This window comes from Streptomyces sp. cg36 (genome assembly GCF_041080675.1).
Classification (GTDB): domain Bacteria; phylum Actinomycetota; class Actinomycetes; order Streptomycetales; family Streptomycetaceae; genus Streptomyces.
On record NZ_CP163520.1, the window covers coordinates 4,346,018 to 4,359,347 of the forward strand.

The 13,330-nt window shown below is 72.4% G+C and carries 12 protein-coding genes; 10 read left to right on the forward strand and 2 right to left on the reverse strand.

Annotated features, from left to right (window positions below):
- The first annotated feature begins 62 nt into the window (after positions 1-62).
- On the forward strand, positions 63-824 hold the full coding sequence (locus tag AB5J87_RS19435; RefSeq protein ID WP_369378094.1) for a phosphoglyceromutase: 762 nt from the start codon (positions 63-65) through the stop codon (positions 822-824).
- Positions 825-1,034: 210 nt separating this feature from the next.
- Entirely contained in the window at positions 1,035-2,207 is a 1,173-nt protein-coding gene (locus AB5J87_RS19440; protein ID WP_369378095.1) for a serine hydrolase domain-containing protein, read from the forward strand.
- A 349-nt stretch (positions 2,208-2,556) separates the two neighbouring features.
- Here the strand turns inward: AB5J87_RS19440 and phoU are convergent, their stop codons facing one another.
- A complete protein-coding gene (gene phoU, locus AB5J87_RS19445; RefSeq protein WP_369378096.1) occupies positions 2,557-3,240 on the reverse strand; it encodes a phosphate signaling complex protein PhoU in 684 nt (227 codons plus the stop codon).
- Between the two features lie 206 nt (positions 3,241-3,446).
- Between phoU and AB5J87_RS19450 the strand changes: the two genes are divergently transcribed.
- Both AB5J87_RS19450 and AB5J87_RS19455 read left to right on the forward strand, forming a co-directional pair.
- Entirely contained in the window at positions 3,447-4,730 is a 1,284-nt protein-coding gene (locus AB5J87_RS19450; RefSeq protein WP_369378097.1) for a sensor histidine kinase, read from the forward strand.
- On the forward strand, positions 4,727-5,407 hold the full coding sequence (locus tag AB5J87_RS19455; RefSeq protein WP_017242433.1) for a response regulator transcription factor: 681 nt from the start codon (positions 4,727-4,729) through the stop codon (positions 5,405-5,407). Before AB5J87_RS19450 ends, AB5J87_RS19455 begins: the two co-directional genes overlap by 4 nt.
- A 102-nt stretch (positions 5,408-5,509) precedes the next feature.
- Here the strand turns inward: AB5J87_RS19455 and AB5J87_RS19460 are convergent, their stop codons facing one another.
- Entirely contained in the window at positions 5,510-6,202 is a 693-nt protein-coding gene (locus AB5J87_RS19460) for a DUF461 domain-containing protein (RefSeq protein WP_369378098.1), read from the reverse strand.
- A 698-nt stretch (positions 6,203-6,900) separates the two neighbouring features.
- On the opposite strand from AB5J87_RS19460, the gene AB5J87_RS19465 reads away from it, so the two are divergent.
- The 6 genes from AB5J87_RS19465 (at position 6,901) to AB5J87_RS19490 (ending at position 13,224) form a co-directional block, all read left to right on the forward strand.
- Entirely contained in the window at positions 6,901-7,383 is a 483-nt protein-coding gene (locus tag AB5J87_RS19465) for a CarD family transcriptional regulator (protein WP_003953493.1), read from the forward strand.
- A gap of 309 nt (positions 7,384-7,692) precedes the next feature.
- Complete coding sequence (gene ispD / locus AB5J87_RS19470) at positions 7,693-8,436, forward strand: 2-C-methyl-D-erythritol 4-phosphate cytidylyltransferase (protein ID WP_369378099.1); 744 nt, start codon at positions 7,693-7,695, stop codon at positions 8,434-8,436.
- Positions 8,426-8,938 carry a 2-C-methyl-D-erythritol 2,4-cyclodiphosphate synthase gene (gene ispF / locus AB5J87_RS19475; RefSeq protein ID WP_369378101.1) on the forward strand — a complete coding sequence of 171 codons (513 nt, stop codon included), beginning with the start codon at positions 8,426-8,428 and terminating at the stop codon, positions 8,936-8,938. The genes ispD and ispF overlap by 11 nt, the downstream gene beginning before the upstream one ends.
- Positions 8,939-9,073: 135 nt before the next feature.
- A complete protein-coding gene (gene cysS, locus AB5J87_RS19480) occupies positions 9,074-10,471 on the forward strand; it encodes a cysteine--tRNA ligase (RefSeq protein WP_369378102.1) in 1,398 nt (465 codons plus the stop codon).
- Positions 10,472-10,590: 119 nt separating this feature from the next.
- Complete coding sequence (gene rlmB, locus AB5J87_RS19485; protein WP_369378103.1) at positions 10,591-11,553, forward strand: 23S rRNA (guanosine(2251)-2'-O)-methyltransferase RlmB; 963 nt, start codon at positions 10,591-10,593, stop codon at positions 11,551-11,553.
- A 129-nt stretch (positions 11,554-11,682) separates the two neighbouring features.
- Positions 11,683-13,224, forward strand: a complete 1,542-nt coding sequence (locus AB5J87_RS19490) for a DoxX family protein (RefSeq protein WP_369378104.1) — start codon at positions 11,683-11,685, stop codon at positions 13,222-13,224.
- Positions 13,225-13,330: the final 106 nt, after the last annotated feature.

The window sequence follows — 13,330 nt, forward strand, 5'->3', positions numbered from 1 at the left end:
GGTGCGGGGACCTGGTCGCCCGCGCGCGCGGGGGCGCGCCCGCGTCGATTACGCTCGGACGCATGGCCGACGCACCGTACAAGCTGATCCTCCTCCGCCACGGCGAGAGCGAATGGAACGAGAAGAACCTGTTCACCGGCTGGGTGGACGTCAACCTGACCGCGAAGGGCGAGAAGGAGGCGGCGCGCGGCGGTGAGCTGCTGAAGGACGCCGGCCTGCTCCCCGACGTGCTGCACACCTCCCTCCAGAAGCGCGCCATCCGCACCGCCCAGCTCGCGCTGGAGTCCGCGGACCGCCACTGGATCCCGGTCCACCGCAGCTGGCGGCTGAACGAGCGCCACTACGGCGCGCTCCAGGGCAAGGACAAGGCGCAGACGCTCGCCGAGTTCGGCGAGGAGCAGTTCATGCTGTGGCGCCGCTCGTACGACACCCCGCCGCCGGCCCTGGAGGACGGCACGGAGTTCTCGCAGAGCGACGACGCCCGTTACGCGACGATCCCGCCGGAGCTGCGCCCGCGGACCGAGTGCCTCAAGGACGTCGTCGCGCGCATGCTGCCGTACTGGTACGACGGCATCGTCCCGGACCTGCTCGACGGCAGGACCGTCCTGGTCGCGGCCCACGGCAACTCGCTGCGCGCCCTGGTCAAGCACCTGGACGGCGTCTCCGACGCCGACATCGCGAGCCTGAACATCCCGACCGGCATCCCGCTCGTCTACGAGCTCGACGCCGACTTCAAGCCGGTCAAGCCCGGTGGCACCTACCTCGACCCGGACGCCGCCGCGGCGGCCATCGAGGCGGTCAAGAACCAGGGCAAGAAGAAGTAGGCACCGCGAGCAGCACGATCACGCCTCCCGGCCGCGCGAAGGGCGCGGCCGGGAGGCGTTCTCGTGTCCCGGGGCCCGCGTGTCCCCATACCCCGGGCGTTCGAGGCGTTCGGATGAACGTGCGCCCCGGGGCGGGTGTTGCGCTGCGGGCGGCGGAGCGTACGGGGCTATTCAGGACGTATGTATATCCGAACGGGCAGAAACGCCCTGATGCGCCTCGCGACGGCCGTTTCCGCCTGTGTGGCGGTCCTCCTGTCCGTGATCGCCGGTCCGGCGGCGGCAGCGGCCCCCGGCGCGCCCGCCGCCGCACCGGCCCCCGCCGCAGCGCCGCCGTCCTGGACCGCGGCCCAGCTCGACCGGGTGATCCGGCGGGCCGCCGCCGACGCCGGGGTCCCGGGCGTGATCGTGGGCGTCTGGCAGCCCGGACGGCCGGGCTATGTGCGGGCCTTCGGCGTCGCCGACAAGAAGCACCGCACCCCGATGCGGCCCGGCCTGAACATGCGCATCGGCAGCGAGACCAAGACCTTCACCGTCACCGCGCTGCTCCAGCTCGCCGACCGCGGCGAGGTCGGCCTGGACGACCCCGTCTCCCGGTACGTCCCCGGCGTGCCCGACGGGCGGCACATCACCCTGCGCCAGCTCGCGCAGATGCGCAGCGGCCTCTTCCCGTACAGCAAGGACGCGGGCTTCCAGCACCTGCTGGCGACCAGGCCGCACCGCCAGTGGACCCCGGCGGAGCTGCTGCGGATCGCGTTCCGGCACGCCAACCAGTTCCCGCCCGGCACGAAGTTCGACTACTCCAACACCAACACCGTGCTGCTCGGCCTGGTCGTCGAGAAGGTCACCCACTGCACCCTGCGGGAGGCGATCCAGCGGATGATCACCCGGCCGGGCCACCTGGACCGCACCTTCCTGCCGAAGGCGGCCGAGTTCCCGAGGCCGCACGCCCACGGCTACACCGACTTCACGCCGGACGGCTCGGTGGCCGACGCGACCGACTTCAACCCGAGCTGGGGCTGGGCGGCCGGCGCGATGATCTCGGACCTCGCCGACCTGCGCTCCTGGGCGGTGAACGTCGCGACCGGCCGCCTCCTGAGCCCGCGCACCCAGGCACAGCGCCTGGCCGCGCACCCCACGGGCGCGCCGGGCGACTCCTACGGGCTGGGCATCGACATCAACCACGGGTGGATCGGCCACGCGGGCTCGCTGCCCGGCTACCAGAGCCTGACGGTGTACCTGCCCGCGCAGAAGGCGACCATGGTGATCCTGCTCAACACCGACATCGCCGCGCACGGCGAGAACCCGAGCACCCTGCTGGGCCGGGCCATCACTCAGGTGATCAGCCCCGGCAACGTCTACGGCGACGCGTCCGACCAGAACTGACTGACGGGTCCGCGACCGGCGCGTCCGGCCGGGACCCGCGTCCGCATCCGGCGCCGCGCGCACGAAGGGCCCCGTCCGAAGCGGACGGGGCCCTTCTCGTACCGCTCGCTCAGCAGCCGCCGCCGCACTGGCACGGGCCGCCGGACTGGCAGCCGCACTGGCAGCCCGGGCCGCACGAGCAGCCGGAGGCTTCGGGGGCAGGGGTCGGGGTCTCGGTCATGGTCCCTCCGAGGGTTGGGGGTACGCGCACCTCACCCCATTGGATGCCCACCGGGGCAGGCGCATCAACGGCGCGCGCACCATGAGCTCGCGCGCCGGTGTGTGCCCCCGACCGCCTCCCGGGCCGCCGCTACGCCCCTTCCACCGGCGCGGGCGTCGACTGCTGGAGCTCGTCCGCGTGCTCGCCCGTCACCAGGTAGACGACGCGCTTGGCGACCGAGACCGCGTGGTCGGCGAAGCGCTCGTAGTAGCGGCCGAGCAGCGTCACGTCCACGGCCGTCTCGATGCCGTGCTTCCAGCGGTCGTCCATCAGGTGCTGGAAGAGCGTGCGGTGCAGGAGGTCCATCTCGTCGTCGTCCTGCTCCAGCTGGAGCGCCAGGTCGACGTCCTTGGTGATGATCACCTCGGCGGCCTTCGCCATCAGGCGCTGGGCCAGCTGCCCCATCTCCAGGATGGTGGCGTGCAGGTCGCGCGGGACCGCCCGCTCCGGGTAGCGCAGCCGGGTGAGCTTGGCCACGTGCTGGGCCAGGTCGCCCGAGCGCTCCAGGTCGGCGCTCATCCGCAGCGACGTCACGACGATGCGCAGGTCGGTGGCGACCGGCTGCTGGCGGGCCAGCAGGGCTATCGCCCGCGCCTCCAGGTCGTGCTGGAGGTCGTCGACCTTCTGGTCGGCGGCGATCACGCTCTCGGCGAGTTTCAGGTCGGCGTCGAGCATGGCCGTGGTGGCGCGCCCGATCGCGGACCCGACGAGACGGGCCATCTCGACCAGGCCCTCGCCGATCGAGTCCAGTTCCTCGTGGTACGCGTCCCGCATGAATGTCCCTCTTTCGATAACTCCGGCTTGCGACGGGGGCCAGGGGATCTCCGACCCCCACGGTCCCACGGTCCGGCGGTAACGCGTCCGATTCGGCCACACCAAGTGAACCAGCACTATCACCATGGTGAACTCTGGGCGACGAACGTTCGAGCAGACACCCGGATGGCTGGGAGAGTGTCGGCGGCCCCGCATAACCTGGATGCATGGACGTGAACGCGGCGGTCGCCGCAGCGGCAGCGATCGCCGGGTTGTGCACCGGTGTCATCGCCATGCTGGCGTTCCGCTGGAGCGAGCGCGACCAGGCGCGGCCCACCCGGACCTCCCTGCACACGGACGCGGTGCTGCCGCCCGGCGTGGACACCGTTCTCTCGGTGCTCCGCTCCTCGGCGGTGGTGCTCGACGAGAGCGACTCGGTGGTCAAGGCCAGCTCCGCGGCGTACGCACTGGGGCTGGTCAGGGGCGGGAAGCTGGCGGTGGAGCCGATGCTCCACATGGCCCGCGACACCCGCCGCGACGGCGAGATACGCCAGGTGGAACTGGACCTTCCGCGCCGTGGCACCGGCCGCGGCGAGGCCCTCGCGGTCTCCGCGCGGGTGGCGCCGCTGGGCTCCCGGCTGGTGCTGCTCCTGGTCGAGGACCTCACCGAGGCCCGGCGCATCGAGGCGGTCCGGCGCGACTTCGTCGCCAACGTCAGCCATGAGCTCAAGACCCCGGTCGGCGCGCTCTCCCTGCTCTCCGAGGCCGTCATGGACGCCTCGGACGACCCCGAGGCCATCACGCGCTTCGCGGGCCGGATGCAGATCGAGGCCAACCGGCTGACCAACCTGGTCCAGGAGCTCATCGACCTCTCCCGGGTGCAGAACGACGACCCGCTGGAGGACTCCGAGCCGGTCCGCGTCGACGAGCTGGTCGCCGAGGCCATCGACCGCTCCCGCCACCCCGCGTCCACCAAGCAGATCACCATGGCCGCCGGCGGCACGGCCGATCTGTACGTCTGGGGCAACCGCGGCCAGCTCGCCGCCGCCCTGGGCAACCTCGTGGAGAACGCCGTCAACTACTCCCCGGCCAGGACCAGGGTCGGCATCGCGGGCCGCCGCGTCGCCGCGCCCGGCGGGGACCTGATCGAGATAGCCGTGACCGACCAGGGCATCGGCATCTCGGAGAAGGACCGGGAGCGCGTCTTCGAGCGCTTCTACCGCGTCGACCCGGCCCGCTCCCGCGCCACCGGTGGTACGGGTCTGGGCCTGGCCATCGTCAAACACGTGGCCGCCTCGCACGGCGGGGAGGTCACGGTGTGGAGCTCCGAGGGACAGGGCTCCACCTTCACCCTACGGCTGCCGGAGGCCGGCGCGGTCCGGGACCGCGCCTCCTCCTCCCACGACACCGCAGGCCCGGACGACGACGCCGTCGACGAGCCGTACGACACCTTCCCCCCTGCCGCGCACGACCCACACACTGTGCTCCCTGCCCCGGAGGTCCTTCCGTGACCCGAGTGCTCGTCGTCGAGGACGAGGAATCGTTCAGCGACGCCCTGTCCTACATGCTCCGCAAAGAGGGCTTCGAGGTCGCCGTCGCGGCCACCGGGCCCGACGGGCTGGACGAGTTCGAGCGCAACGGCGCCGACCTCGTCCTGCTCGACCTGATGCTGCCGGGGCTGCCCGGCACGGAGGTCTGCCGCCAGCTGCGCGGTCGCTCCAACGTCCCGGTGATCATGGTCACCGCCAAGGACAGCGAGATCGACAAGGTCGTGGGCCTCGAAATAGGAGCCGACGACTACGTCACCAAGCCCTTCTCCTCCCGTGAGCTCGTCGCCCGCATCCGCGCGGTGCTGCGCCGCCGCGGCGAGCCGGAGGAGGTCACCCCGGCGGCCCTGGAGGCCGGCCCGGTCCGCATGGACGTGGACCGCCACGTGGTCACCGTCTCCGGCGGCAAGGTCGACCTGCCGCTGAAGGAGTTCGACCTCCTGGAGATGCTGCTGCGCAACGCGGGCCGCGTCCTGACCCGCATGCAGCTGATCGACAGAGTCTGGGGCGCGGACTACGTCGGCGACACCAAGACCCTCGACGTCCACGTCAAGCGCCTCCGGGCCAAGATCGAGCCGGACCCGGGCGCGCCGAGGTACCTGGTGACGGTCCGCGGCCTGGGCTACAAGTTCGAGCCGTAGGCCGTAGGCCACCGGCTCCGCCCCCGTGGGCGGACATACGAGGAGGGGCCCCGGACGTGTTGTCCGGGGCCCCTCCTCGTGTGCGCGGTCACGCGCCGGGCGTCAGTGGCCCGTGCCCGGGCTCGTGGTGCCCGAGGGCTTGGCGCCCTTGCTCGGGTTGTTCGACGGGGTGCCCGGCTTGCCCGCGGGCTTGCCGCCGGACGTCTTGCCGGCGTCGGGGGTGCCCGGCGCCGTCGTGGAGGTGGCGCCCGGGGCGCCCGGCGTGGCCGCCGGGGGCTTGGGGAGCTCGCTCGGGCCGTAGCCCTCGAAGAAGCTGGTGGCCGGGACCACGAAGGCGCGCAGGGTCACGTCGCCCGCCTTGCTCAGCTGGAAGGTGACCGGCTGGGCGTCGCCGTTCTTGGCGGCCTCCTTGCCGTTCTCGATCACGGCGGAGGCGTTGTCCTTGCCGCCGAGCAGCAGCGAGCCGTGCGCGGGCACGGTGAGGCCGCCCTGGCCCTTGCCCGGCGTCAGCTTCACCACGGCGCCCGAGGCCAGCTTGATCGCGTCGAGGGTCTGCGCCTTGTCGCCGTTGTTGAAGATCGTGCCGGTGATCACGGCGGGCCCGGGCGCGTCGGCCTTGGGCTGCGTCAGCACGGTGGCGTTCTGGATCTTGATGTCGCCGACCTTGACGGCGGCGTTGTCCGGCTTCACTTCGAGCGTCTGCGCGTCGTTGCCGGCCGAGCAGGCGGCGAGGGAGGCGAGCGAGAACGCGATGGCAGAGGCGGCGAGGGCGCCGCGTCGAAGGCTGCGGCTCACGGCGGCGGCAACTCCTTGGACGTAAGGACATCTAAAGGACAGCTAAGTCTGTGTCAGCTGGCTTAGGTTACCGAGCCGCCCCCCGGGACCCGCACCCGACCCGCCCCCTGGCGGAGGCCGTGCCGCGACCGGGCCCGGAAGCGGGCGCCTGAGGGGGCCCGCGGAAGCGGCGGCGCGGCTCCCGGAGCGTACGGAGGGAATCGCGCGGGGGCGTCCGCCGGACCGCCGCGGGGGTGCTCCGGGAGCCCCCGGATGCTCCCCGCACCCATCCTGATCTCGCCGTTTCGTGTCGCGTTCACATATCCCGGGTGATCAATTCTCCGGACCGCCACGTATTCCTTACCGAAAACCCCGTGAGTACCTCCCGCCCCGATCCGGGTGATCAATTTCGCGAAAAAATCACGGTCCCCCCGAACGAGTGACCGATCACCGAACGGAGCAGTGGAAGTTCGGCGCCTGGAACCAGACAAAACGGGACGTTCGGAGCCGCAGAAGGGGGTTGCGAAGTGTGTGGCGGGCATGTTTCCCTGCCCCCGAACAGCCGCTCCGACCTGCGAATACCCCCTCCCGTGAGCCCTCCGCAGCACGTTCCTGTTGCTGTTGTCAAGCCCCGAGATATGCCCTGACCTGCGAAAACGCCATTCAGAACAGGCTGTTCTCGTGTTACCCTGGATAGCCACGGAAGGGGTACCTGTCACATGACGTTCAAGGTTGGCGACACCGTGGTCTATCCCCATCACGGGGCCGCGCTGATCGAGGCCATCGAAACTCGCCAGATCAAAGGCGTGGACAAGACCTACTTGGTGCTCAAGGTCGCCCAGGGCGACTTGACGGTGCGCGTACCCGCGGACAATGCGGAGTTCGTAGGCGTGCGCGATGTGGTCGGTCAGGACGGGCTGGACCGGGTCTTCGAGGTGCTGCGCGCACCGTACGCGGAGGAGCCCACCAACTGGTCCCGTCGCTACAAGGCAAATCTGGAGAAGCTCGCTTCCGGCGATGTCATCAAGGTCGCCGAAGTGGTGCGCGACCTGTGGCGCCGTGAGCGCGAGCGCGGACTCTCCGCAGGTGAGAAGCGCATGCTCGCCAAGGCTCGCCAGATCCTGGTGAGCGAGCTGGCCCTCGCTGAGAACACCAACGAAGACAAGGCCGAGGCCCTCCTCGACGAGGTCCTCGCGTCCTGACGCCTGGGAGTCCGGGGGCGCAGCCCCTCGGAGAACCGGCTTTTTGCCGCGGTGCCCGCTGACCAGCAGTGACCATACTGCTGTGTCGCCGGGCGCTGCGGCATGTTCGGACTCGGCGCTCGGACGCGAGCGGACATCCCTGCCCGCGAGCCGTCCGTGCCGCCCCTGAAGCGGTGCGCCGGGCACGGGTCCGGCCCCGGACCGGCTCGTCACGGAAGGGGCCGGTCAGGGCGGAGCGCCCGGCATCCCCGGCTCGCCGAGCCGGAGGCACCCCCCAGGCCATACCCATGTCGCCGGAGGACACAAACCTTGTCTGAGGAAACGCGCGCATTCCGCACCGCGGCGGTGATTCCCGCCGCCGGCCGCGGCGTGCGGCTCGGCCCGGGCGCCCCCAAGGCGCTCCGGGCGCTGAACGGCACGCCCATGCTCATCCACGCCGTCCGGGCCATGGCCGCCTCCCGCGCGGTCTCGCTCGTCGTCGTCGTGGCCCCGCCGGACGGCGCCACCGAGGTGAAGAACCTGCTCGCCGAGCACGCCCTGCCCGAGCGGACCGACTTCCTGGTGGTGCCCGGCGGCGAGAGCCGCCAGGAGTCCGTGCGGCTCGGCCTGGACGCGCTGCCGCCCGGCATCGACGTGGTGCTGGTCCACGACGCGGCCCGCCCGCTGGTGCCGGTCGACACGGTCGACGCGGTCATCGAGGCCGTACGGGACGGGGCCCCGGCCGTGGTCCCGGCGCTGCCGCTGGCCGACACCGTCAAGGAGGTCGAGCCGCACACCGCAGGACCGGCCGCCCCCGAGCCGGTCCTCGCCACGCCCGACCGGTCCCGGCTGCGCGCGGTGCAGACCCCGCAGGGCTTCGACCACGCCACCCTCGTACGGGCCCACGAGAGCGTCACCGGCGACGTCACGGACGACGCCTCGATGGTCGAGCGGCTCGGGCTGCCGGTCGTGGTCGTGCCCGGCCACGAGGAGGCGTTCAAGGTGACCCGCCCGCTCGACCTCGTCCTGGCCGAGGCCGTGCTCGCCCGCCGGAGGGCCAACGATGGCTTCTGAGCAGACTCCGGCCCCGGCCGGTCCGGTCATTCCGCAGGTCGGCATCGGCACCGACATCCACGCCTTCGAGGAGGGCCGCGAGCTGTGGTGCGCGGGGCTGCTCTGGGAGGGCGAGGGCCCCGGCCTCGCGGGCCACTCCGACGCGGACGTCGTCGCGCACGCCGCCTGCAACGCGCTGTTCTCGGCGGCGGGCCTCGGCGACCTCGGCGCCCACTTCGGCACCGGCCGCCCCGAGTGGTCCGGCGCCTCCGGCGTCACGCTGCTGACCGAGGCGGCCCGGATCGTGCGGGCCGGGGGCTTCGGGATCGGCAATGTGGCCGTCCAGGTCGTCGGCCCCCGCCCGAAGATCGGCAAGCGGCGCGAAGAAGCGCAGAAGGTGCTCTCGGACGCGGTGGGCGCCCCCGTCTCGGTCTCCGGCGCCACCACCGACGGCCTGGGCTTCCCCGGCCGCGGCGACGGCCTCGCGGCGATCGCGACCGCGCTGGTGTACCGGACCGGATGAAGTCGTTCCGGCGGCCGTCCCGGACGGCCGCCGGAACGCGCCCGCCGCGGGCCCCCGGAAAAGCTTCTGTCACACTTCGGTGCCCCGTGGTCCAAGGGTCGCGGGGCACTGCTACGGGCCCACTACCCTGGTGTGGTGACTATTCGCCTGTACGACACCAGCGCCCGGCAGATCCGCGACTTCACCCCGCTCGTGCCGGGCTGTGTCTCGATCTACCTCTGTGGTGCGACCGTCCAGGCGCCGCCGCACATCGGGCACGTCCGCTCCTACCTCAACTTCGACATGCTGCGCCGCTGGTTCACCCACCGCGGCTACGACGTGACGTTCGTGCGGAACGTGACGGACATCGACGACAAGATCATCCGCAAGTCGGCCGACCAGGGCCGCCCGTGGTGGTCCATCGGGTACGAGAACGAGCGCGCCTTCAACGACGGCTACGACGCGCTGGGTTGCCTGCCGCCCACCTACGAGCCGCGCGCCACCGGGCACGTCACCGAGATGATCGAGATGATGCGCGGTCTGATCGAGCGCGGCCACGCCTACGAGGCCGACGGCAGCGTCTACTTCGACGTCCGCTCCTTCCCGGAGTACCTGTCGCTCTCCAACCAGGAGCTCGACAACCTCCAGCAGCCCGCCGAGGAAGGCATCACCGGCAAGCGCGACCCCCGCGACTTCGCCATGTGGAAGGCCACCAAGCCCGGCGAGCCCGACTGGGAGACGCCCTGGGGCCGCGGCCGTCCGGGCTGGCACCTGGAGTGCTCGGCCATGGCGCACAAGTACCTGGGCGAGGCGTTCGACATCCACGGCGGCGGGCTCGACCTGATCTTCCCGCACCACGAGAACGAGATCGCCCAGGCGAAGGCGTTCGGCGACGCCTTCGCCTCGTACTGGATGCACAACGCCTGGGTGACCCTGTCCGGCGAGAAGATGTCCAAGTCGCTCGGTAACTCGGTGCTGGTCGGCGAGATGGTCAAGCGCTGGCGGCCGATCGTGCTGCGCTACTACCTCGGCACCCCGCACTACCGCTCGATGATCGAGTACAGCGAAGAGGCGCTGCGCGAGGCCGAGTCCGCCTTCGCCCGCATCGAGGGCTTCTGCCAGCGCGTGGTGGAGAAGGCCGGTCCGGTCGAGCCCGCCGCCGAGGTCCCGCCCGCGTTCGCCGAGGCGATGGACGACGACCTGGGCGTCCCGCAGGCGCTCGCCATCGTCCACACCACGGTCCGCCAGGGCAACAGCGCGCTGGCCGCCGACGACAAGGAGGCGGCGGTCGCCCGCCTTGCCGAGGTCCGGGCGATGCTCGGGGTCCTCGGGCTCGACCCGCTGGACCCCCAGTGGGCGGGCGAGGCCGACCGCGGCGAGGACCTGCACGGGGCCGTCGACACGCTCGTACGCCTGGTGCTCGAACAGCGCGAGGCGGCCCGCGCCCGCAAGGACTGGGCCACCGCCGACGCCATCCGCGACCAGCTGACCCAGTCCGGCCTGGTCATCGAGGACAGCCCCAGCGGCCCTCGCTGGACCCTCGGCCCCCGCTGACGGGGCAGCGCGATGTGCCGCCCGGGCGACCGGGCGGCACACTTCATATACGTATGTACGCAGGACCCACGGACGCAGCGACGGCCCGTAGGTCGCTCAACCACGGAAACAGGTAGGTCATGGCCGGGAACAGCCAGCGCAGGAACCGCCGCACGTCCAACAAGAAGGGCGCGACGGTCGGCAGCGGTGGCCAGCGGCGCAAGGGTCTGGAGGGCAAGGGCCCCACGCCCAAGGCCGAGGACCGCAAGAAGCACAAGAAGAACCGCATCGCCACGGCCAAGGCCAGGCAGGCCGCGACCCGCCGTCCCGCCCCGCGCCGCGGCGGCCCCAAGGGCACGTCGGAGATGGTCGTCGGCCGCAACCCGGTCTTCGAGGCCCTGCGCGACGGCGTCCCGGCGACCACGCTGTACGTGCAGCAGTACATCGAGAACGACGAGCGGGTGCGCGACGCGCTCCAGCTCGCGGGCGAGCGCGGCAACATCAACCTGATGGAGGCCCCGCGCGCCGAGCTCGACCGGATGACCAACGGGCTCAACCACCAGGGCCTGGTCCTCCAGGTCCCGCCGTACGAGTACGCGCACCCGCAGGACCTCCTGGAGGCCGCGTACGACAACCACGACCAGCCGCTGATCGTGGCCCTCGACGGTGTCACCGACCCGCGCAACCTCGGCGCGATCGTCCGCTCCACCTCCGCCTTCGGCGGCCACGGCGTGGTCGTGCCCGAGCGCCGCGCGGCCGGGATGACGGCCGGTGCCTGGAAGTCCTCGGCGGGCACCGCGGCCCGTACGCCGGTCTCCCGCGTCACCAACCTGACCCGGGCGCTGGAGGACTACAAGAAGGCCGGTGTCACGGTCGTCGGCCTGGCGGCGGACGGCGAGCACACGGTCGAGGAGCTGGAGGCGCTCGGCGGCCCCGTCGTCATCGTCATCGGCAGCGAGGGCAAGGGCCTGGGCCGGCTGGTCGGCGAGACCTGCGACTACCGGGTGCGCATCTCGATGCCGGGCGGCGCCGAGTCGCTGAACGCCGGTGTCGCGGCGGGCATCGTGCTGTACGAGGCGGCGCGCCGGCGCGGGCGCCGCTGACCCCGCCCGGGGTGACCCGGGGCCCGTCCACCGTTCGTCCGGCGCCCGTCCGGCGTAGGTGATCTTGACGGGCCTCGGACAGATCCCATCCCGTCAAGGCAGTGTCCTAAAGGTCCATCACTCGGTTAGATGAGTGTGGACACCAGAACGCCCCGGCCCGGGTTCGACGATCAGCCTGCCCTGAGTATGGTCAAGGTGGACGCCGACCCCGCGCAGGTCATCGTCAACCACGCCAGTTTCCGGGTGCATTTCGCCCCGAAGGCCCAGCCGAGGCGCAGTCTGGCGGATCCGGCACGGGTGCCGGCCGCCGGCGGCGCGGCCCGCCGCCGCGCCCCCGTGGTGTGGAGCGGCAAGGCGGCCCCCGGGGCGACCGGGCTGCTCCAGGCGGTGCGCGGCCTCGACACGGCCGGCGCGTCGCTGGACGCGGGCGCCACCCAGGTCATCCCGCGCATCGACGACACCGTGCCCACTCCGGTGGTCGTCGGCCCGCGCGCGCCGCTGGGCGACTCCGGCGAGCCCACCGCGCTCCTCCAGGCGGTCCGCCCCGGCCCCTCCTCGTACGGCCAGGGGCCCTACACGGACCGGGAGTTGGACGCGCTCGACGAGTTCACCGAGGCGGCCGGCTCGGAGGAGGCGCGCGGCCAGCGGCACGGGTCGGACGCGGTGCGGCACGCGTACTACCCCGGCCGCCGGATGAACCTCGGCGTGGTGCTGCTCCCGCTCCGCGTCTTCCTCGGCTTCATCTCCGTGTACGCGGGCATGGGCAAGCTCTGCGACCCCGTCTACTTCGACGGCGGCGAGCGCGGCTCGATGATGAAGTGGCTCAACTCGCTGCACCCCTGGGCCCTCGCCGAGCCGCTGCGCGACTTCGCGATCCAGCACCCCGTCGGGGCCGGGCTGTCCGTCGCCTTCATCCAGATCGTGGTCGGCGTCCTGACCATGCTCGGCCTGTGGCAGCGGGTCGCGGCGGTGTTCGGGGCGCTGCTGTCGGCGGCGCTGCTGGTCACGGTGAGCTGGCAGACGGTCCCGGCGTACGACGCGCCGGACTTCATCTACCTCGCCGCCTGGTCCCCGCTGATCACCGCGGGCGCGCCCGTCTACTCGCTGGACGCGCGGCTCTCCGGCGAGGCGTGGCGGCGGCTCGGGCCGCGCTCCACGCTCTGGGAGCTGCGGCGGCGGGTGCTGCGGCGGGGGACCGTGATGGCGACCGTGGTCGTCGGGCTCACCCTGCTGATCGGGTCGCTGCTCGGCGGCGCCGTCCGGTCCACCGAGATGGTGACCGTGCCCGGGCCCAACACCGACCCCACCAACTACCTGCCCGGTACGCCGCTGGCGCCCGAGCCGCACGCGCCCGTGGTGCGGCGGCCGTCCGCGCCCAGGCCGTCCGTCAGCGGGTCGGCCAAGCCGTCCGCCAAGGCGTCGAAGAAGGCGGGGGCGAAGAAGGGGGTGCCCGCGGGCGGGGTCGTCGGGGGGGTGCCGTCCCAGACGTCCCAGGGGGTCGTGGGGCACAAGCCGTCCGGGGCGGCTCGGCGCCAGGCGCCGGCGGCCGTGCCGCCGGCCACCAGCTCCGGGCCGACGTCCTCGGGCGGGTCGTCGGCCCCGGCCGGGTCGGGGGCCGGGTCCGGGCGCGGGGCGGGCAACCGGAATCCGATCGGTGGGCTTCTGGGCTGACGGGAGTCGGCCCCACCCCGCCCCTTCCCCAAACCCTCCGGGGGCGGGGGAGGGGCGGGGTTCGTTCGTCCGCGGGCCGTGCGGGCTCGCTCGCGCGGTTCCCCGC

Excerpts from the sequence above, each read along its gene's own strand:
- AB5J87_RS19435 (WP_369378094.1), top strand. The coding sequence starts at position 63 with ATGGCCGACGCACCGTACAAGCTGATCCTCCTCCGCCACGGCGAGAGC.
- AB5J87_RS19440 (WP_369378095.1), top strand. The coding sequence starts at position 1,035 with ATGCGCCTCGCGACGGCCGTTTCCGCCTGTGTGGCGGTCCTCCTGTCC.
- phoU (WP_369378096.1), bottom strand. The coding sequence starts at position 3,240 with ATGCGGGACGCGTACCACGAGGAACTGGACTCGATCGGCGAGGGCCTG.
- AB5J87_RS19450 (WP_369378097.1), top strand. The coding sequence starts at position 3,447 with ATGGACGTGAACGCGGCGGTCGCCGCAGCGGCAGCGATCGCCGGGTTG.
- AB5J87_RS19465 (WP_003953493.1), top strand. The coding sequence starts at position 6,901 with ATGACGTTCAAGGTTGGCGACACCGTGGTCTATCCCCATCACGGGGCC.
- ispF (WP_369378101.1), top strand. The coding sequence starts at position 8,426 with ATGGCTTCTGAGCAGACTCCGGCCCCGGCCGGTCCGGTCATTCCGCAG.
- rlmB (WP_369378103.1), top strand. The coding sequence starts at position 10,591 with ATGGCCGGGAACAGCCAGCGCAGGAACCGCCGCACGTCCAACAAGAAG.
- AB5J87_RS19490 (WP_369378104.1), top strand. The coding sequence starts at position 11,683 with ATGAGTGTGGACACCAGAACGCCCCGGCCCGGGTTCGACGATCAGCCT.